This is a genomic window from Hymenobacter amundsenii (assembly GCF_002204745.1).
Taxonomy (GTDB): domain Bacteria; phylum Bacteroidota; class Bacteroidia; order Cytophagales; family Hymenobacteraceae; genus Hymenobacter; species Hymenobacter amundsenii.
Genome location: NZ_NIRR01000003.1, coordinates 147,237 through 165,155, shown reverse-complemented (window position 1 = coordinate 165,155; position 17,919 = coordinate 147,237). Strand labels below are relative to the sequence as shown.

23 protein-coding genes are annotated in these 17,919 nt (G+C 60.9%); 9 read left to right on the top strand and 14 right to left on the bottom strand.

What is annotated here, in order from left to right; translation table 11 throughout:
• Nucleotides 1-5: 5 nt before the first annotated feature.
• Together CDA63_RS03915 and CDA63_RS03910 are read left to right on the top strand one after the other, a co-directional pair.
• On the top strand, nt 6-263 hold the full coding sequence (locus CDA63_RS03915; protein WP_088463132.1) for a hypothetical protein: 258 nt from the start codon (nt 6-8) through the stop codon (nt 261-263).
• An 18-nt stretch (nt 264-281) separates the two neighbouring features.
• Nucleotides 282-476: a hypothetical protein gene (locus CDA63_RS03910; protein WP_088463131.1), complete on the top strand. Its 195-nt coding sequence runs from the start codon at nt 282-284 to the stop codon at nt 474-476.
• A 31-nt stretch (nt 477-507) separates the two neighbouring features.
• On the opposite strand, the gene CDA63_RS03905 is transcribed toward CDA63_RS03910, so the two are convergent.
• From CDA63_RS03905 to CDA63_RS03890, 4 genes are all read right to left on the bottom strand, one after another.
• A complete protein-coding gene (locus CDA63_RS03905) occupies nt 508-1,152 on the bottom strand; it encodes a DNA-3-methyladenine glycosylase family protein (RefSeq protein ID WP_088463130.1) in 645 nt (214 codons plus the stop codon).
• 23 nt (nt 1,153-1,175) lie between these two features.
• A complete protein-coding gene (locus CDA63_RS03900) occupies nt 1,176-1,832 on the bottom strand; it encodes a metallophosphoesterase (RefSeq protein ID WP_088463129.1) in 657 nt (218 codons plus the stop codon).
• Between the two features lie 99 nt (nt 1,833-1,931).
• Nucleotides 1,932-3,194, bottom strand: coding sequence for a cation:proton antiporter (locus CDA63_RS03895; RefSeq protein ID WP_088463128.1), 1,263 nt, complete (start codon nt 3,192-3,194; stop codon nt 1,932-1,934).
• Between the two features lie 76 nt (nt 3,195-3,270).
• Entirely contained in the window at nt 3,271-4,299 is a 1,029-nt protein-coding gene (locus tag CDA63_RS03890) for a threonine aldolase family protein (RefSeq protein WP_088463127.1), read from the bottom strand.
• Nucleotides 4,300-4,398: 99 nt separating this feature from the next.
• Here CDA63_RS03890 and CDA63_RS03885 point away from each other — a divergent pair, with 99 nt between their 5' ends.
• Nucleotides 4,399-4,662 carry a hypothetical protein gene (locus CDA63_RS03885; protein WP_088463126.1) on the top strand — a complete coding sequence of 88 codons (264 nt, stop codon included), beginning with the start codon at nt 4,399-4,401 and terminating at the stop codon, nt 4,660-4,662.
• A gap of 164 nt (nt 4,663-4,826) precedes the next feature.
• On the opposite strand, the gene CDA63_RS03880 is transcribed toward CDA63_RS03885, so the two are convergent.
• The gene (locus CDA63_RS03880) at nt 4,827-6,548 is read right to left on the bottom strand and encodes a T9SS type A sorting domain-containing protein (RefSeq protein WP_126546720.1); all 1,722 of its coding nucleotides are present in this window, start codon (nt 6,546-6,548) and stop codon (nt 4,827-4,829) included.
• Between the two features lie 157 nt (nt 6,549-6,705).
• Nucleotides 6,706-7,209 (bottom strand): metallophosphoesterase family protein, encoded by a 504-nt coding sequence (locus CDA63_RS03875; protein WP_088463176.1) that lies wholly within the window; start codon nt 7,207-7,209, stop codon nt 6,706-6,708.
• 229 nt (nt 7,210-7,438) lie between these two features.
• On the opposite strand from CDA63_RS03875, the gene CDA63_RS03870 reads away from it, so the two are divergent.
• Together CDA63_RS03870 and CDA63_RS03865 are read left to right on the top strand one after the other, a co-directional pair.
• A complete protein-coding gene (locus CDA63_RS03870) occupies nt 7,439-8,143 on the top strand; it encodes an NUDIX hydrolase (protein WP_088463124.1) in 705 nt (234 codons plus the stop codon).
• Between the two features lie 67 nt (nt 8,144-8,210).
• Entirely contained in the window at nt 8,211-8,651 is a 441-nt protein-coding gene (locus CDA63_RS03865) for a hypothetical protein (protein WP_088463123.1), read from the top strand.
• A gap of 98 nt (nt 8,652-8,749) precedes the next feature.
• Here CDA63_RS03865 and coaD read toward each other — a convergent pair whose 3' ends face one another.
• From coaD to CDA63_RS03850, 3 genes are all read right to left on the bottom strand, one after another.
• Nucleotides 8,750-9,211, bottom strand: coding sequence for a pantetheine-phosphate adenylyltransferase (gene coaD / locus CDA63_RS03860; RefSeq protein WP_088463122.1), 462 nt, complete (start codon nt 9,209-9,211; stop codon nt 8,750-8,752).
• Nucleotides 9,212-9,347: 136 nt separating this feature from the next.
• On the bottom strand, nt 9,348-10,235 hold the full coding sequence (locus CDA63_RS03855; RefSeq protein ID WP_088463121.1) for a DUF3822 family protein: 888 nt from the start codon (nt 10,233-10,235) through the stop codon (nt 9,348-9,350).
• A gap of 95 nt (nt 10,236-10,330) precedes the next feature.
• The gene (locus tag CDA63_RS03850; protein WP_088463120.1) at nt 10,331-10,837 is read right to left on the bottom strand and encodes an NUDIX domain-containing protein; all 507 of its coding nucleotides are present in this window, start codon (nt 10,835-10,837) and stop codon (nt 10,331-10,333) included.
• 131 nt (nt 10,838-10,968) lie between these two features.
• Here CDA63_RS03850 and CDA63_RS03845 point away from each other — a divergent pair, with 131 nt between their 5' ends.
• The 4 genes from CDA63_RS03845 to CDA63_RS03830 all read left to right on the top strand — a co-directional run bounded on the left by CDA63_RS03845 (nt 10,969) and on the right by CDA63_RS03830 (nt 14,122).
• The gene (locus tag CDA63_RS03845; protein ID WP_088463119.1) at nt 10,969-11,415 is read left to right on the top strand and encodes a PaaI family thioesterase; all 447 of its coding nucleotides are present in this window, start codon (nt 10,969-10,971) and stop codon (nt 11,413-11,415) included.
• Nucleotides 11,416-11,418: 3 nt separating this feature from the next.
• Nucleotides 11,419-11,982 (top strand): hypothetical protein, encoded by a 564-nt coding sequence (locus CDA63_RS03840; RefSeq protein WP_088463118.1) that lies wholly within the window; start codon nt 11,419-11,421, stop codon nt 11,980-11,982.
• A gap of 32 nt (nt 11,983-12,014) precedes the next feature.
• Nucleotides 12,015-13,439, top strand: a complete 1,425-nt coding sequence (locus tag CDA63_RS03835; RefSeq protein WP_088463117.1) for an ATP-dependent DNA helicase — start codon at nt 12,015-12,017, stop codon at nt 13,437-13,439.
• Nucleotides 13,440-13,588: 149 nt separating this feature from the next.
• Complete coding sequence (locus tag CDA63_RS03830; RefSeq protein ID WP_088463116.1) at nt 13,589-14,122, top strand: DUF1573 domain-containing protein; 534 nt, start codon at nt 13,589-13,591, stop codon at nt 14,120-14,122.
• 80 nt (nt 14,123-14,202) lie between these two features.
• On the opposite strand, the gene CDA63_RS03825 is transcribed toward CDA63_RS03830, so the two are convergent.
• The 5 genes from CDA63_RS03825 to CDA63_RS03805 form a co-directional block, all read right to left on the bottom strand.
• Nucleotides 14,203-14,580, bottom strand: a complete 378-nt coding sequence (locus CDA63_RS03825) for a DUF423 domain-containing protein (RefSeq protein WP_088463115.1) — start codon at nt 14,578-14,580, stop codon at nt 14,203-14,205.
• Nucleotides 14,581-14,739: 159 nt separating this feature from the next.
• Nucleotides 14,740-15,402, bottom strand: a complete 663-nt coding sequence (locus tag CDA63_RS03820; protein WP_088463114.1) for a YggS family pyridoxal phosphate-dependent enzyme — start codon at nt 15,400-15,402, stop codon at nt 14,740-14,742.
• Nucleotides 15,403-15,597: 195 nt separating this feature from the next.
• A complete protein-coding gene (locus CDA63_RS03815) occupies nt 15,598-16,635 on the bottom strand; it encodes a VWA domain-containing protein (RefSeq protein ID WP_242434538.1) in 1,038 nt (345 codons plus the stop codon).
• A 203-nt stretch (nt 16,636-16,838) separates the two neighbouring features.
• Nucleotides 16,839-17,171 carry a tRNA-binding protein gene (locus CDA63_RS03810; RefSeq protein WP_088463113.1) on the bottom strand — a complete coding sequence of 111 codons (333 nt, stop codon included), beginning with the start codon at nt 17,169-17,171 and terminating at the stop codon, nt 16,839-16,841.
• A gap of 118 nt (nt 17,172-17,289) precedes the next feature.
• Nucleotides 17,290-17,844, bottom strand: a complete 555-nt coding sequence (locus tag CDA63_RS03805) for a DUF922 domain-containing protein (RefSeq protein ID WP_088463112.1) — start codon at nt 17,842-17,844, stop codon at nt 17,290-17,292.
• Between the last annotated feature and the right edge of the window lie 75 nt (nt 17,845-17,919).

Sequence of the window (17,919 nt, the reverse complement as noted above, 5' to 3'; positions counted from 1 at the left end):
TACCTATGGCCCTTTGGTTTTGCCGCGTGTGCGGCCTGGATTACGATGAGTCGCCGTGGGGCGCGGATGGGCGCACGCCCGACCACACGTGGTGCAGCTGCTGCGGCACCGAATTCGGATTTCACGACGCCTCACTGGAGGCTGCCCGGCAGCGGCGGGCCCAGTGGCTGGGGGCGGGCGCGGAGTGGTTCTACCCCAACATCCGGCCTGCGGGCTGGAACCTGGCCCAACAGCTGGCCCAGATTCCGGTTGACTACCAATAGGCCGCTTACTTTCGCGTTATGTTCTTATTTGATACCCTGTTCTTCGCCCTGCCCCTCTGCCTGCTGTCGGCGGTGATGACCGTCTACATTGCCCACATGTACGGGCGGCGGTTCTGGCCCTGGCTGCTGTTCGGGTTCTTCGTGCCGATAGTGTCTACGTTCATTGCCATTGCCCTCGGCATCCGCGATGCCCGCCGGAAAGGCGAGCAGTAAGGCCAACGTTGCCAACTACTGCGCGCCAGTCCTACTCCGCACCAGGGCTGTTATCCAACGACTGCCAGAGGTACTTGCTGGCCAACGTGCGGTAAGGCCGCCAAGGCTCGGCAAGCTCCACCATGCGGCGCAGCAGCGGCCGACCGGTTTCTTCCAAGCCATAATGGCGGCGCATGGCGTTCTGGATGCCCAGGTCGCCCTCCGGAAATACATCGGGCATATCCAACGCAAACATGCACAGCATCTGGGCCGTCCAGCGGCCAACCCCTTTTATTTGGGTGAGGTGCTGGGTGAGTTCTTCTTCGTTGAGTTGGCTCAGGTGGGCGTGGTCGAGCTGGTCGCGGAGGGAAAAATCGGCAATGGCACGCAGGTAGCCCGCTTTCTGGCGCGAAAGGCCGGCCGTGCGCAGCTCCTCATCCGAAAAGGCCAGCAGCGCCACCGGTTCGGGGTAGCCCTCGGGGCCGAACAGACCCTGAAACTTACGCCAGATGGCCGCCGCCGCCTTCGTAGAAATCTGCTGGCTCACGATGGCGCGTAGCAGCCCCAGGTACAGGTCTTCGTGGGCGGCGGGCGCAATGGGCCGGCCGGCGGCTAGCAGATGGGCCAGCACCGGGTCGGCGGCGCGCAGGTGGCGCAGGGCAGCTTCGGGAGAAGGGGAGGAAGTGAGGGCGGACATAGGCGGAAGGGAAAACAGCGGCGCTAGGCCAAGGCAATATCGAGGCGGGAAGTGGGCACTGGAAACTCGGCCAGCACCTGCCCGGTGGCGGCGAGGCGTATGCCTGTCAGGCACTGGCCCAGGTACGCTCCAGTATCCACGTAAAGTGCGTTGGAGGCGGGGTCGAGCATTATTTCGCCGGCGGTAGGGGTATGGCCTACTACCTGCCGCCGCCCCTGGTTAAGTAAGGGGCCGCGCCGCCAGAGTACGCCGTGGGGGTTTCCGGGGTCCAGGGGCGTAAGCGTGTCGGCAAACCCAGCATGACTGATGAGCAGCTGCTCGCTTTCCCAGCACAACGGGCGCTGTTCCAGCCAGGCCAGATGGTGCTGCAACAGCATTCGGCGGCCCTGGTACTGCTGCACGGTAACGTCGCCGCCCCAGGTCAGCCAGCGCGGGTTCGGGCCCTGGGGCCCAAAGTGCCGGAGCATTTCCTGCTCGTGGTTGCCCCGCAGAAACACCGTGCGGCCGGGATGGCTGGCCTCCAGCTCGCGGGCCAGCTCCACGCACTCGGGGGCAAAGCGGCCCCGATCCACTAAATCACCTACCTGCACCAGCAACTCGGTGGCCGGCCGCCAGTGGCCCACTACCTCCCGCAGCGTGTGGTAACAGCCGTGCACATCCCCGATAACGAATAGGTCCATCGTGTTTAAACCTTTAGCCGAGGGCCATTGGCTGATAGTTTTATGCTTAAACGAAATCTAGCAGCTAATGGTCCTCGGCTAATAGCGTACGTACAAGCATCAGTGCATGCCCGGTTCGGCCTCAGTGCTGAGGCCCAGCTTTTTAACCAACGGCCCGATGGTAAGACCCTGCACAATAATGCTGAACACCACCACCACATAGGTCGCGCCCACAATCAGGTCACGGGGCATGGAATCGGGCAACGACAGCGCCAGCGCCACCGAAATACCGCCCCGCAGCCCGCCCCACACCAGCACGCGCAGGGTAGGGGCGTTGAAATCGGAGTAGCGCTTGAGCAGGCTTAGGGGGAGGGCCACCGAAATGAGGCGGGCCAGCAGCGTCAGGAAAATGGAAATCACCCCCACCATGAGGATAGTCCTGTTGATGTCGAGCACCAGCATTTCAAGGCCAATGAGCACGAACAGCACGGCATTCAGGATTTCATCGAGCATTTCCCAGAACTTATCCACGTACTCGCGGGTGAGGTCCGACATGCCTTTCTCCCGGCCCTTGTCGCCCACAATCAGGCCCGCCACCACAATGGCCAGCGGCCCCGAGGTGTGCCACTGCGAGGCCAGGGCCGTGCCGCCCATGACCAGGGCCAGCGTAATGAGCACTTCTACTTTGTAGTTATCGATGGTACGCAGGGCCCAGAAGCCGGCGTAGCCCAGCACCACGCCCAGCACCACGCCGCCCAGTGCTTCTTGCAGGAACAGCTTGCCAATGAAAGCCGGCGAGGCCTTATCGGTGCCGTAAATGGCAATTTCGTAGAGGCTGGCGAAGACGACAACCGCAATGCCGTCGTTGAATAACGACTCACCCACAATCTTGATTTCCAGGTTCTTGCTGATTTTAGCCTGCTTCAGAATCCCGAGTACGGCAATAGGGTCGGTGGGCGAAATCAGGGCCCCGAACAGCAGGCAGTAGATAAAGTGCGTCTCGACCCCGAATAAAGGCAGCACGTAGTAGGTGCTGCCGGCCACAATCAGAGTAGAAAGCAGCGTACCGGCCACGGCCATGGCCGCCACCGAGCCGCGCTCCTTGCCCAGGGTGCGCACATCGACGTGCAGGGCCCCGGCAAAGAGTAGGAAGCTCAGCATCACTTCCATCAGCACATCATGGAAGTTGATGCCGCGTACCAGTTCGCTGGCCGTGAGCAACCAGGGTACCCCTAGGCGGCCCAACGCAATGGCAACAAGGGAGGATACCAGGGCCAAAATCATGAGGCCGATGGTGGAGGGTAGGCGCAGAAAGCGGTGATTGATGTAGCCGAAAGCTGCTGCTATGACTAACAGCAGCGTCAGGGTATTATATAATTCCATGAAAGGACACTAGGGAGAGTTTTGGTAAAAGACGCGAATTCGAGGCACAAAGCCCAGTCGTACGTCATACTCCACCCTAGTCGAGGGCGACCAGCGCCTTTTCCACCCGCGCCAGCATTGCATCGTCTACATCGAGGTGGGTCACGAACCGAATGAGCTGGGGACCAAACGACGAGGCCTTGATGCCCTGCTGCTCCAAATAAGCCAGAAACGCCTCTGCGGGTTGGCTGTCGCGGAGGCGGAAGATGACCAGGTTGGTATCGGCGGGTAGCACTTCGGCCACGTAGGGGCGGGCGGCCAGCAGGTCGGCCAGTTTTCGGGCCCGGCGGTGGTCGTCGGCCAGGCGCTCCACGTTGTGCTCCAGGGCGTACAAACCAGCGGCGGCCAGGTAGCCGGCCTGGCGCATGCCACCGCCCATTACCTTCCGAATGCGCTTGGTTTGCTGAATGAAGGCGCGGCTGCCCAGCAGCACCGAGCCTACCGGCGCGCCCATCCCCTTGCTCAAACACACCGAAATGGTGTCGAACAGGCGCCCGTACTCGCGGCCGTCCTGGCCAGTGGCTACCAGGGCGTTGAACACCCGGGCCCCATCGAGGTGCAGGGGCAGGCGGTGGCGGCGGGCCACCTCGGCCAAGGCCTCCAGCTCGGGTAGGGTGTAGCAGCTGCCGCCGCCTCGGTTATGGGTGTTTTCGAGCGAAATAAGGCGGGTGATGGGGTAATGTACGTTCTCGGGCCGGATGGCCGCCTCCACCTGCGGAGCCGTGAGGCGGCCCCGGTCGCCGGTCAGCAGCGCCACCGACGCACCCGAGTGGAAGGCAATACCGCCCACTTCCCACAAATAAATATGCGACGTCTGCTCGCAGATGACCTCGCTCATGGGCACGGTGTGGGCCTTAATGGCAATCTGGTTGGTCATGGTGCCGGAAGGGCAGAACAGGCCGGCTTCGAGGCCGAAGCGGGCGGCCGTTTCGGCCTCCAGGGCCTGCACAGTGGGGTCTTCCTCATACACGTCGTCGCCGACTCGGGCATGGAACATGGCTTCCAGCATGGCCGGAGTGGGGCGCGTAACGGTGTCGGAGCGCAGGTCGATGGGGGGCGTATTCATGGCTGCAAGAAGCGGTAAAATTGGCAAAGGTTTTCGGGTGTCAAATTTAGTCCTTACTTTTGCCCCTCATTTACAGAAAGATTTTAACCGACCCGGAAAATGAGCGTTACCCGTCTGAAGCGGAAGCACCGCAAGAACATTGCTCGCGCCAACAACAAGCAGCGCATCATCAAGCAGCTCCTGCTGACCCCCGTACTGAAGAACGTGGACCTCGACGAGTTGAAGGCCAGCTTCCAGAACGGAGGCGGCCGCCCCGACATTGCTCCTAAAACGGAGGCCATTGCCGCTGCCGTTCACGAGTCGGAGGCCGCTACGGAGGCCGCCGCTAATTCGGGCCTCAGCCAGCTAGAGTCGGCCGAGTAGGTTAGCGCGCACCAGCTTGGCAGTAGGGGCCCGCTTAATGCCCCAGCCAGGAAAGTGACGCTACCAGCCAGCGGTGACCGGAGTCAGTGCGAATAATAATAAAAAAGCCTTTCCTAACCCGGAAAGGCTTTTTTTGCTGTCTTTTTTGATTCTAATAGCAGCGGCTACTCCACCATTAGCCGCTGCGTGACCCGCCCCGTGCCGGCCTGCACGCCGACCATGTACAGGCCGGGAGCCAAGCCGGTCAGGTTCAGCTCGTAGGTCAGGCCAGCAGCGGGTAGGGCTACAGTAATGGCGCGGACCGACCGGCCCAGGGCATCGCGCATTGTAAGTGTAGCGCGTGCCGCACCAAGCAAAGGCGGTAGTAGGAGCCGAACTGTGTTGTGGGCCGGATTGGGGGCTAGGCTGAAGTGAAGTGAGGGCGCTAGCGTTTTAGTGGCCAGCGCAACACTTCCTACTGCCGCCAGAAAGCCCACGGGGCTGCCACCTGTGGCGGCTACCGTGAAGCGGCCGAATTGCGCGGACGGGCGCGTATCGCCCACTACGTAGAGGCCGGTGGTCGTCAGGGTCAGTGCCTCGGCGGCATCGTTGCCGGGGCCCCCGGCCTGCTGCGCCCAAGCCACGGCGCTGGTGCTGCCTTGGTCGGTGAGCAGCGCCACAAATAAATCATCGGTGCCAACGGCCCCCGCGTTGGTCAGGGTCTGGCCGCCCGCGCTGAGCGTACGGCCATCGAAGGTACCGGCCACGCCCACGCTGCTTCCCTGCACGGTTATGCCCCGCAGGAAATTACGGCCCGGGCCGGTAAGCTGCCGTTCCCAGACGCGGGTAGCGCCGTTGCCCTCGTCCGTGAGCTTCAGCACATACATATCGTCGGGGCGGCTACCATTCACAATGACCGGGGAGGTTGAATTACCCGCCACGTACACGCTGTTGCCATTGGCCGCTACTGCGGTGGCCGCGTCGCCCAGGTTTTGCGCCCAGGCAAAGCTGGCTGCGGTACCGGTATCGAGCAGGCGGGTCAGAAAGCCGTCGTTGGCGGAACTGTTGTCGGAGTCGCTCAGGTTGGTTAATCCCAGGTTGCCGAATGCGACATTCTTGCTCGAAAAGCTACCGGCCGCATACACGCTGCTACCATTTACCGCCAAGCTGTACACCTCCTCACGGCCGTTGCCACTGATGGGCCGCACCCACTCGAAACGATATTCTCCCGCCACCTCCGCGAGTCGGGCCACGAAGCCGTCGGCCAGGGGGGATGCTCCATTGCTGAGGTTCAGTTCGCCGAAAGCCGTGACGTCGCTCTCAAAGAAACCACCCACGTACACGCCCGATTCGCTTAGTGCCAGCGCATTTACCCGCTCATTGGCAGGCCCCCAGATGGGCTGGGCCCAGATGAAATCGGCGCTGCTGCCCTGATCCGTGAGCCTAGTGATGAAAGCATCGGAGGTAGCGGCGGTCTTGTTGGTATTGGTGAGCGTAACGGCCCCGAACGCCACGGTGGAGCTGTAAAAGGCTCCGGCCACATATACGCTGCTGCCGCGAACCACCACAGCCAAGGCCTCTTCGCGGTCGGCGCTGCCCATGCCGCGGGCCCACTCGAAGCGTTTACTAACCGGGCTCCACTTGGCTACGAAGGCATCCGTAAGGCCCGCGCTTACCAGCGTAGTGGCGCCAAAGTTGACCGTACCCGAAAACGAACCAACCACAAACACGTTACCGGCTGCGTCGGTGGCGACGGCGGCAACATGAGAGCTGCCGTTTGTTTGGGTGAAAGTCTGGGGCATTTGCCATTCGGGGGCTTGCGCGTAAGCAGCCGAACCGGCTAGCAGTGTCAGCAAGAGGGGCAACCGTTTCAGACGAGTGGTAAGATTAGGTAGAGAAAGAGGCATAGTACTGAAAGTAAGGGGTGGGATAAAGAGGTGCTGGCCGCCGCAAACCGATAAAAGAGGTCCTGTGGCTGTTTTTATAAATATAATTTATTTTATTTATAATATAGCTTTTTATGGCTACTGGTATTCTGCGGCTGAAAACAGCTACAACACTTACTCACTCGCTGCCGCGCGGCCCCAATTCCACGGCCTGCAACTGCTGCACCTTGCCGTCGGCCACCTCAAACCGCAGCAGTGTGCGCACCTTATGGAAGCCGTGGCGGCCGGCCGCACCGGGGTTGAGGTGGAGCAGGTGGCGGGCCTTATCGGGCATCACTTTCAGGATGTGCGAGTGGCCGCTGATATACAGGCCGGGCCGGTGCTCCTCGACGAGGGCACGACCAGCGGGGCTATAATGGCCGGGGTAGCCCCCGATGTGGGTCATGAGCACGCGCAGGCCTTCCAGCTCGAAGTATTGCACCAGTGGCTGGGTTAGGCGTACGTCGCGGCCATCGATGTTGCCGTACACGCCCCGCAGTGGCGCCAGTTCCTCCAGCTGCTCCACTACGGCCGCCGTGCCGAAGTCGCCGGCGTGCCAGATTTCGTCGCAGCCTCGCAGATGGTGCAGTATCCGCTCATCGAGGTGACTGTGGGTATCGGAAAGCAAACCAATTTTTTTCATGGGGCGAAGGTAGGAGGCGAGGTAATGGGTTTGGTAGGTTGTCATCTTGAGGGAAGCATAAGATGGCGATTCACCAAAATCCCCATTTTACCAACTCACCATTTGGGAACACAACCGGCTACATCCCGTATCTTGCCCGGCCCCCGGGGTATTTTCGTATCCGGGGAAATATGCTGTGCTTTGCAGCAATCCGTCTCAGTTCTCTTTCTGCCCTCCAGCTTACCCCGCGATGAACGTTTTCATCAACGATATTCCGCTGATTATCAAGAAAAACAGCGAAAAGATTTACAAGCACAAGTACGACCTGATTCTAAATCCGGAGGACGAGTTTACGTCGAAGGATTTGGTGGGCGACGTGCTGGTGCGCGACGTGACGGACGGCTTTGTAGACCGGCTGCTACGGCTGATGGAGGTCAAGAAATTAAAAAAACTGACCTCCCTCACGCTGCTGGCCCGCAAAAAAAAGCGCCTCATTCTCCACCTCAAAGACCAGTTCCGCATTGTGAAGGCTGCCGGCGGCTTGGTGGAAAAGGATGGGATGGTGCTGATGATTTTCCGCCTCGGTAAGTGGGATTTGCCTAAGGGCAAGCTCAAAAAGGAGGAAGACCCGACCCTGGGCGCGTTGCGCGAAGTGGAGGAGGAGTGCAATGTGCGGATTGAGTTGGGCGAAGAGCTGCCCAGCACCTGGCACTCCTACGCCTACAACGGCAACAAAATCCTGAAAAAAACGAACTGGTATATCATGCGCTGCCTCGACGACTCGTTGATGAAGCCCCAGGCCGAGGAGTATATCGAGGAAGTCCGCTGGATGTCGCCCCAGGAGGCCCTCGGCGTCCTCGATGAGTCGTATGCCAGCATTGCGCTGGTGATGCGCCACTACCTGAGCAAAACGGCCGGCCAGGTTGCCCCCGTCGAGCAAGATCCCACTACGTAATATTTCACCCTTAGCTTTCCATTCCATGCGTGTTTCCCACTACCTTGCCCTTGGCCTTTTATGGAGTATGGCCGCGTGCAGCGGCTCGCAGATGGCTTCGGAGCGCAGTAGCCCCAACACCGGTAGCCAAGCTGCCGGCCGCACGGCCGCCGTTGATGTGCCCGCACTGATGGGCCGCAACATCGACCAGGTGCGCCGCACGCTGGGAGCCCCCAAGGAAACCAAGGAGCAGGCCATCGGGCTCGAACCCACGGCCGAGCAGATGCGCATGACCAAGGGCCAGGACTGGATCAATACCTTCGAGCGCAACGGCACCACCATGATCGTGACCTTCAACGCTAGCAACCGCAAAGTGCGCGACCTTGTGTTGGTAGGCAGCGACGAGGACGAGCTACTGCGCGAGGCCAACTTGAGCCTGACCGCCCCCGAGTATATGGTGCTGCCCGTAATGAACCCCAGCAATGCCTCCGAAATCATCGGTATGCGCGTTGTGGCACGTCGGCAGTAAGGGTAGCAAAGTCAGCCCCAGGCAGCAAGAGGCAGCGCCGCTCAACTTACCCGTAAGGGCCGTTGAGCGGCGCTGCCTTTTGCTGCCTGGGGCTGAACTTACTCGTATTTCGGCAGTGTGAAGGGTACGAAATCGTCGACGTTGCCGCCGAAACGGTGGATTTCTCGGATGATGGTGCTGCTGATGGCCGCCAGGGCCGGGGAGGTGATGAGGAATACGGTTTCGAGGGCCGGGTTGACGTGGCGGTTGGCCTGGGCAATGGTGTTTTCGTACTCGAAGTCGGTGGTATTGCGCAGGCCGCGCAGCAGAAACCGGGCACCTACTTCGCGGGCAAAATCGGCCGTTAGGCCCTTGTAAGACCGTACCGACACCTGGGGCTCATCGCGAAATACGTCCTCGATCATGCCCTGCATCACTTCTACCGGCAAGTAGCGCTGCTTGCTGCTGTTGTTACCGATGGCGATAATCACCTCATCGAACAGCTCGGTGCCCCGGCGCACCACGTCGAGGTGGCCGTTGGTGAAAGGGTCGAAGGAGCCGGGAAACAGGGCGATACGCATGGGCAGTGAATGAGCGACTCGGTGAATGAGTGATGATGTTCTGGAGAGGCAAAGAAAAAAAGTGCTCCGTATTGAGTGCGGGGAGTCAGGGCGAAGCAGCTGTCAGACTCACTCATTCACCGAGTCACTCACTCACTTATTCGCACAAGTGCAGGGCGAAGAGCTCGAAATAGCGGTACTCGAACAGGTCGTTGAGGCGGTAGCTGTAGCCCAGGTCGAAGGGGCGGTTGCCGAAGCGCAGGTTACGGACATACTTGCGCAGGATGCTGAACAGCTCCGAATCGTGGGTTAGGTCGCCCCAGACCATTACCGGGTCCTGGTCGGGGTTGAGCTGAAGCTCCTGCATCACCAGGATAACGTAGTAAATAAGGTCTTCGGGGGTGCTGTAGGGGAATACGTTGCAGAGTTGCAGCTGTTTGCCCCGCATCACGAGGATGGTAAGCTGGCGGGGGCCAATGCTCAGGTACACCCGGGCCGGACCGTTGTTCTCGCTCTGTTGCAGCACGCCCTGCAGCAGGGCGCTGGTGCGGTGCACGAGGCGGCCAGCGGGGTAGGTCTGCTTGAACCAAGTGCTCAGCGAGCGGTCGGTCGCAAACAAACTCACGATGTCGGGGCCCCCATGGGTGTAGGCGTGCACCGATTCGTGGCGGGTGTCGAGGGCGTGGTGCAGGCCCAGGTAGGCGGTTTCGTCGCCGGGCCGGAACAGGGGGGCGGGCAGCAGCGTGAAGGCGCGGTTATGCACGGCCAGCCGCACCCGGTTCCAGCCGGTACGGCCCAGCAAATCGTGGTCGGTGGCCAGGGCGGCCAGCTGCTGGGCCAGGGTAGTATCGGCTTCCGGCGCGGCGTACTCTTCGAGGGCCACAAACTTGTTGCGCTTCACATCGGCTACACCCAGGCGCAGGCCAGCGGGCCCGGCCGTGAGGTAAAGGTTGTAGGCCGCCAACTGCTGCGGGTCCAGGGTTTCGTCGCGCAGGCGGTGCAGGGCCGCCGGGACCAGAGAAGCAGCAGTAACAGTAGGCGACATGGGCAGCAGGAGAGGAGGCAGGAAATCGGGGAGGGGAGAAACAGCCTGGGCGGCGGCACTCGGCCCCGGCCCGCCAAAGGTACAAAAGGCCTTCTTTACTGAAACCGCGTTTGAGGGATAAACACGTCGTCGGTACTGATGAGGTCGCGCAGCACCGGGTGCACCTGCGCGGGCGGCAGCTGCGTTAACTGGCGCGGGGCCACAAATTCGAGGCGGGTCAGCAGTTGGGCATTGGGGGCATGCTCGGGGTCGTGGCCGAGGCGGGGCATAGCGGTGGCATCGAGGGGCAGCACCTCAAAGAACAGCTCCAGCGCCTGCAAGCCAGGGCCCTGGTACTCGTGCAGGTGCAGAAAACGGCCTACCCGCACAGCCAAGCCTGTTTCTTCTTCAAATTCGCGCCGTAGGCAGTGCTGCAAGGTTTCGCCGAAGTGCCAGCCCCCGCCCGGTGGCGACCAGAACAGCTGCTCGTTGGGCAGCAGGCCCCGGTGGGCGGTGAGCAGCAACGTGCCCTCCTGCACCAGCAGGCCGCACACCCGCACCCGGGCTACGCCGGCGTAGGCCTGAAGCAAATCGTGGGGGTGGGCAGAGAAAGAGGAATCCATAGCAACAGAACAGAAAAAGCGGGCGGGCCGCCGGGCAAAGCTAGCAACCTGCGCCCACAACGCCCCCGCCGCGCTTCTATTGCCAGCCGCCGCGCGCGGGGAGCCACCAGAAATCCCCAACTTTGCCCCCTATGACGACGCCCGAACCAACGCCTGCAACTCCCGAAACACCCCAGTCCCTCGAAGCCCGCATCCGCCGCAAGCTGGTCCGCCAGCACTTCATGCACCATATCGGGGCCAATCTCACCCTGATAGCGCCTGGCCGCATCGAAGCCGAGCTAGTCCTAGAGCAGCAACACCAGCAGCACACCGGCTTCGCCCACGGCGGCCTCGTGGCCACGATGGCCGATCTGGTAGCCGGCTTCGCGGCCGTGACGCTGGTGCCCGAAGGCACGGGCGTAGTCACGGTGGAGCTCAAAACCAGCTACCTGCACCCCGGCGTGGGCCAGCGCCTGCGGGCCGTAGGCTGGGTGCTCAAGGCCGGCCGCCGCCTGCACTTCTGCGAATCGGAGGTTTGGTGCGACGACAAGCTGATTGCCAAGGCCACCGCCACAATGGCTGTAATTGAGCCCAGTTGATATATGGAAGAGAAAGCAGGTTTTTTTGTGAGTTGGTTGCGCTGGCAACGGCAGGACGGCTATTCGTTGTGGATTGAATGGCCCGAACGAGAGCAGTACTGGGCGGATGCTCGGGGTAATGTCCCGCTATTCGCAACCAGTGAGGAGGTCGGCCTACTGGCTACCAAGCTTGGCGTTCAGATATATGTGCAGGCAGCAGAGCCTGGTATGATTGATTTAGACTGCGTGTGGCAGTGGTTGCAGCAGCCACAAAAGCGTCCGCCCAAGGAGTGTCTGGCTATTTGGAATACATTCAGCGATGTGGGCTCGGGAGTGAGCGTGCCGTTTGATGGTGACCGGAAGAGTACGGTGCGTAATCGGGTTTTCGATAAGCTTTATTTCAACGACGGTATTTTTCAGATAAATCAGGACGGGAAAGCGGATTTTCATGGTCCACACACTAAACCCTGGATCCCAGGCTGGAAACGAGAGGAGCGGAAAAAGCTGCAACGCAGCCTCAAGCAAGGATTTCGTTTGTGGCAGAAGCATACTTACCGAGCAACTATCGACGCGGTGCCGTTGCCGTAGCTGCATAGCGCAATGCTGTACCTTTGCCCAGTATGCTAAGCGTCAGAACTCCTTCCGTAAGAGATTATTTCCCCTTCGAGCCCACCGAGGACCAGGCCACGCTGTTTCGGCAGCTCGATGGGTTTCTGGGCGATGCGCTGCCGGGGCGCAAGGCGTTCGTGCTGCGCGGCTACGCCGGTACCGGCAAAACTACCGTCGTGAGTGCGCTCGTGCAGTGGCTCCACCAGATGGGCCGCAAATACGTGCTGATGGCCCCCACCGGCCGCGCCGCCAAGGTGATGAGCACCTACTCGGGCGTGGCGGCCAGCACCATCCACAAGAAAATATACCGCCAGACCAGCGGCTCGCCCTCCCAGGGCCTCACGTTTCAGCGCCAGCCCAACCGCGCCCAGGACACGCTCTTTATCGTCGATGAGGCCTCGATGATTTCCGACGAGAAGGCATTCGGCGTGAATGGCCTGCTCGACGACGTGATGAATTTCGTGTTCGAGAAGCCCTCCAACCGCCTGCTGCTCATCGGCGACACGGCCCAGCTGCCGCCGGTGGGCCAGTTGCTCAGCCCCGCCCTCGACCCCGAGCTGCTGCGCGACCGGTTCCGGGCCGAAGTGGGCTCGGTGGAGCTGCGCCAGGTGATGCGCCAGGCCGAGCAGTCGGGTATTCTGATGAACGCCACGGTGCTGCGGGAGGAGTTGCGCGAGGAAAACCCGCGCATCCAGTTCTTCACTAAAGGCTACCCCGACATCTTCTCGATGGGCACCGACAAGCTCGAAGACGGCCTGCGCTGGGCCTACAAGCAGTTCGGCCACGAGAATAGCACCATTATCTGCCGCTCCAACAAGAACGCCAACCAATACAACCAGTACATCCGCCGCATTCTGTTCGAGGCCGAGGACGAGATTGAATCGGGCGACTACCTAATGGTGGTGCGCAACAACTACTACTGGCTACCCAAGGATTCCGACATCGGCTTCCTGGCCAACGGTGACTTCGTGCAGGTGGTTAAAATCATCCGGACCACCGAGGAGTTCGGCTTCCGCTTCGCCGACGCCCGCGTGCGCCTCGTCGACTATCCCGACGAGCCCGACCTGGAAGTAAAGCTGCTGCTCGACACCCTGCACACCGAAAGCCCCTCGTTGCCCGCCGACCGCAACAAGGCCCTCTACGAGGCCGTGGGCATGGATTACGACCACCTCACCACCAAAAAAGAGCGCAGCGCGGCCCTGCGCAAAGACCCGTTTCTGAACGCGTTGCAGGTGAAATTCGCCTACGCCCTCACCTGCCACAAAGCCCAGGGCGGCCAGTGGCAGGCCGTATTCGTCGACCACGGCTATCTGAAGGACGATATGGTGAATTCCGAGTTTGCTCGTTGGCTCTACACGGCTGTCACCCGTTCCTCCGAAAAGCTGTTTTTACTTAACTTCAACCAGAAGCTGCTCGGCGACCCGGCCGAAGATTAAACCCGCCCAGCGCGGGGGCGGCGAACCAGAACGTTCCCGGCCGTTGTTGATTCGAAAAGCGGCGCGGCCGCAACGCTGGCCCGAAAGTTGGCAGGCTAGCCCATTGCAGATTTTTGCGTATTTTCACCTGTCTTTTATCCCCTTCTACCATGAAAAAAGTCCTTTTTCTGGCTCTGTCGCTTTCGGTGATGGGGCTGAGCACCCAGGCGCAGTCGGTGCAGCCGGCCAACGCCCAAGCCAAAGTGGCCGGTCCCCAGATTCAGTTTGAAGAGCAGAAGTTCGACTTCGGCGCCATCCGCACCGGCGACGTGGTCGACCACACTTTCAAGTTCAAGAACGTGGGCACCCAGCCGTTGGTGATTGCCAATATTGGCGTTACCTGCGGTTGCACCACGCCCGACTGGACCCGCGAGCCCATCATGCCCGGTAAGAGCGGCACCGTCACGGCCAAGTTCAACTCGGCCGGCAAGTATGGCATGCAGAACAAGGTTCTGACTGTTGAGTCGAACTCAGTAGGCGGCAACGCCATGGTGGCCATTGTAGGCGACGTGAAAGAGGCCGGCGCGGCCCTGCAGGCAGCCCCTGTCAATGCTGCCGAGGCGGCGGTGAACGAGTCGGCCCCCGATGGCAAACAGAAGCTCAAAATGGACGACCGGAAAATCAAAGCCAAGAAGAAGTCGTAATTTCTTCGCCCGGTTATTCAACTAAAAAAGCGCCTCCCCAAAACGGGAGCGCTTTTTTGTTGCTGAGTTGCAGGCTTGTTCTACAACTGGCGGGCGGCCAGCGCCAGCATAATCCAGCCGGCAATGAAGAGTAGGCCGCCGATGGGCGTAACAGCCCCGAGTTTGGTGATGCCCGTCAGGCAAAGCACATAGAGCGAGCCGCTGAACACGAAAATACCACCCAGCCACAGCCAGGCCACGGTACCCAGGCTGCGTAGCTCGGGCCGCGCCAGCAGCAGCAGCCCAATACCGAACAGCGCCATCGTGTGGAAGAACTGGTAGCGCACGGCCGTTTCGAAGGTCTCGAAGCGTCCGGCGGCCTCCAGGCTCTTGCGCAGCCCATGCGCCGCGAAGGCCCCAATGCCCACGCTCAGAGCGCCGAGCAAAGCGGCTAGTTGGATGATGAGGCGAGCAGTCATGGATGGTGGTTTTGGTTGTTAAAAATTGAGCGTCATGCTGAGCGAAGGCGCAGCCGTAGCCGTAGCATCTCTACCGCCATGGTAATCATGCTTACTGCAACGACGCAGTAGAGATGCTTCGACTGCGCCTCCGGCTTCGCTTAGTATGAGGGCCGGAGGCTAGCGGGCCCCAAAAATAGCACTGCCCACCCGGATCAGGGTGCTGCCTTCGCGCAGGGCCAGTGGGTAGTCGGAACTCATGCCCATCGATACCTCCCGGAACGTAGGTTCATCGGCGAAATACAGGCTTTTGAGCTTGTCGAAGTAGCCGCGCAACTGCCGAAACTCGCGGCGCAGCTGGTCTTCGTCGGTAGTGTTGGTAGCCACGCCCATCACGCCGGTCAGGCGTACGTGACGCAGAGCGCGGTACTCGCCGGAATTCAGAATTTCTTCAGCTTCGGACAGCGTGAGGCCGGTTTTGGTGTCCTCGTCGGCAATCTGGAACTGGAGCAGGCCCTCAATAATCCGGTCGGATTTGGCGGCCTGCTTCTCGATTTCGAGCAGCAGTTTCAGGCTGTCGATGCTCTGGATAGTATGCACGAAGGGCGCAATGTACTTGACCTTATTGGTTTGCAGGTGCCCGATGAGATGCCACTCCACGTCGGTGGGCAACTCGGGTTGCTTGGCGGCCATTTCCTGGGCCCGATTCTCACCAAAAAGGCGCGCCCCGGCCTCGTACGCCTCGCGTAGTACCTCTACGGGGTGCGTTTTAGTCACGGTGACCAGTCGGGCATTGGTGCCGGTCAGGGTTTGCTCGATGCGGTGCAGGTTGTCCTTAATCACAGATTTTTACGGGTTTTTCGCTGCTGACGCTGATTCTTGAATGCAGCTTAGGCAACGGATGAAATAATACCCTGTTTTGGTTAGCTCAACAACCGCCCAAGTTCCCTAGGGTTATGCTCCAAGTGCCAAATCCAGCACCGGAACAGCGTAAACGAATCTGCGTTATCAGCGAAAAAATCAGCGCGAATCAGCGATTTAGTCTTCCAGCGCGTTGGTGAGGAAGGTGTTTTTGAGCCCCAGCCAGACCAGCCACAGGCCCAGGCACCAGTAGAGGTAGGTGCGGTAGTAGTCCTGGGTGTTGCGGTAGCGAGTCTGCTTGATTTCGGACTTCTCGTAGCGGTTGATTTGCTGGAACACCTGGCGGAGGCCGGCGTTGTCGGTGGCGCGGAAAAAGCGACCCTCGCCGGCCTGGGCAATCTGGCGCATGGTGGTTTCGTCGAGGCGGGTGTCTATGAAGCGGGGCTGGCCGGTTTCGTCGGTGCCGTAGGGCACGAGGCCATCCTGGCCCAGCCCAATAGTGTAGAGCTTGAGGCCGTAGGCGTGGGCCAGCTGGGCCGAAGTAAGTGGGTCGAGCGAGCCGGCCGTGTTCTCGCCATCGGAAATCAGGATGCATACTTTGGTGGGCGAGGGCGAGTCGCGCAGGCGGTTGGTGGCCACGCCCAGGGCCGTGCCGATGGCCGTGCCGTCGTTGGGAATCATGCCCAGACGCAGGCCCTGCAGGTTTTCGCGCAGCAGGTCGTAGTCGGTGGTGAGGGGAGCGAGCGAGTAGGCGTCGCCGGCAAATACCACCAGCCCCACCCGGTCGCCGCGGCGCCCGTCCAGGAAATCGAGGGCGACGCGCTTGGCGGCTTCGAGGCGGTTAGGACGCAAGTCTTGCAGCTCCATGGAGGCCGATACGTCGAGCACCAACACAATATCGATGCCCTGGCCGGTTTGCACCACCCGCTCGTCGGTGCGCTGGGGGCGGGCCAGGGCCACCAGCCCGAAGCTCAGGCTTAGGGCCAGCACCAGATCGGGGATGAAACGCAGCACCGCGCTCCAGTCGCGCGGGAGCTGGCCGCGCACGAAGGCTACGCCCAGTTGTGAGCGCCGCCGCCGGGCCAGTGCCCAGCGCAGCACGAGCAGCAGCGGCACCAGTGGCAGCAGCAGCAGCAAGCGCGGCTGCTCCCAGCTGTAGCTGGCCAGCGTGGAATACCGCACGCTGTCGAGCAACGCAGTCAGCAAATCAGACAAGAAGCGAATGGGCGAATAAGTGAATGAGTGAATCGGTGGAGTAGGGGCAAAGAAACGCCATTTGCTGCATTCGCCACCTCAACTGGCTTTGCTATCGTTGGGGGCCAGCCAGCAACTGCGACCACCGCCGCGCCCGAGTACCCACGGCTACCCTATCGTAGCGGCCCGTATCCAATTACTCACTCATTCGCTCATTCACCAGCTCAGGCCAGCCGGCTGCCGTTGGGCAGGGGCGTGGCCACAGTGGCCAGCACGATGTGGCCGGCGGCATCGGGGGCGCCGGTCACGAGCACTTCGGAGCGGAAAGGGCCGATTTGTTTGGGTGGAAAGTTGACCACGCACAACACCTGCTGGCCTACCAAGTCGGCGGGTTGGTAGTGGTGGGTGATCTGGGCGCTGGATTTCTTCAGCCCGATTTCCGGACCCAGATCGATGAGAAGTTGGTAGGCCGGCTTCCGCGCCGCCGGAAACTCGCGGGCCTCCACAACAGTGCCCACCCGGATATCAACCAGTTCAAAATCTTCCCAGGTAATCATGAGGCAAAATGGTGCGGTGGTGAAACGGGACGTTTGACGTTTAGGCGGCGCGGGGAAAGCTGGCGGCGCTAGCGGCGTTATCTCAGGGCCAGTTGAACATTAAACGCCCCATCTCAGCTTACTCGGCAAAGGAGGCCAAATCCTTAAGGCGCTGCTGGGTTTTCTGATCCCACTCCTGCTGCTTGGCCGCGTTGAGGCCGTGGTTAGTTTCCCCGTCGTAGCGGGCCTCATCGCGCTGCCAGGTCAGGAAGGCCACTTTCGTGAGGTTATTGAAGGCCGGTTGCAGATGTTCGCAGTCGAACTTAATCAGCGTGAGCTTCTGGCGCAGCAGGCGGGTGTGCACTTCGGTCAGGTCGAAGTGCAGCTGCTCGTGGCGCAGCAGGGCCGGCGAAGCACGCGTAGCATTGCGCACCCACGACTCGGAGGGCGTAAACGTGGCCTGCACCTTGCCAGAGAATTGATAATCAGTGCAGCCAATATTGGCATCGATGCTCGACGAGGTAAGTGCCTCCAGGCGGTCGGTGTTGGGCCGGGCCTTGAAATCATCCCAGGTGAGGACGCGGGCAGCACTCCAAACGATTTTGGGGGCCGGGGGCGTCACCTGGGCGGCGGCAGGCACCGAACCTGTCGGCAATAGCAGGCTCAAAAGCCAGAAAGGGGCAGTAAACAGCATTCAGCCAGTTAATAGAGATAATAAACCACGAAGCCGGCAGCAGTCCGGCCCGAAGCCTAAACTACGCGAAAAGCG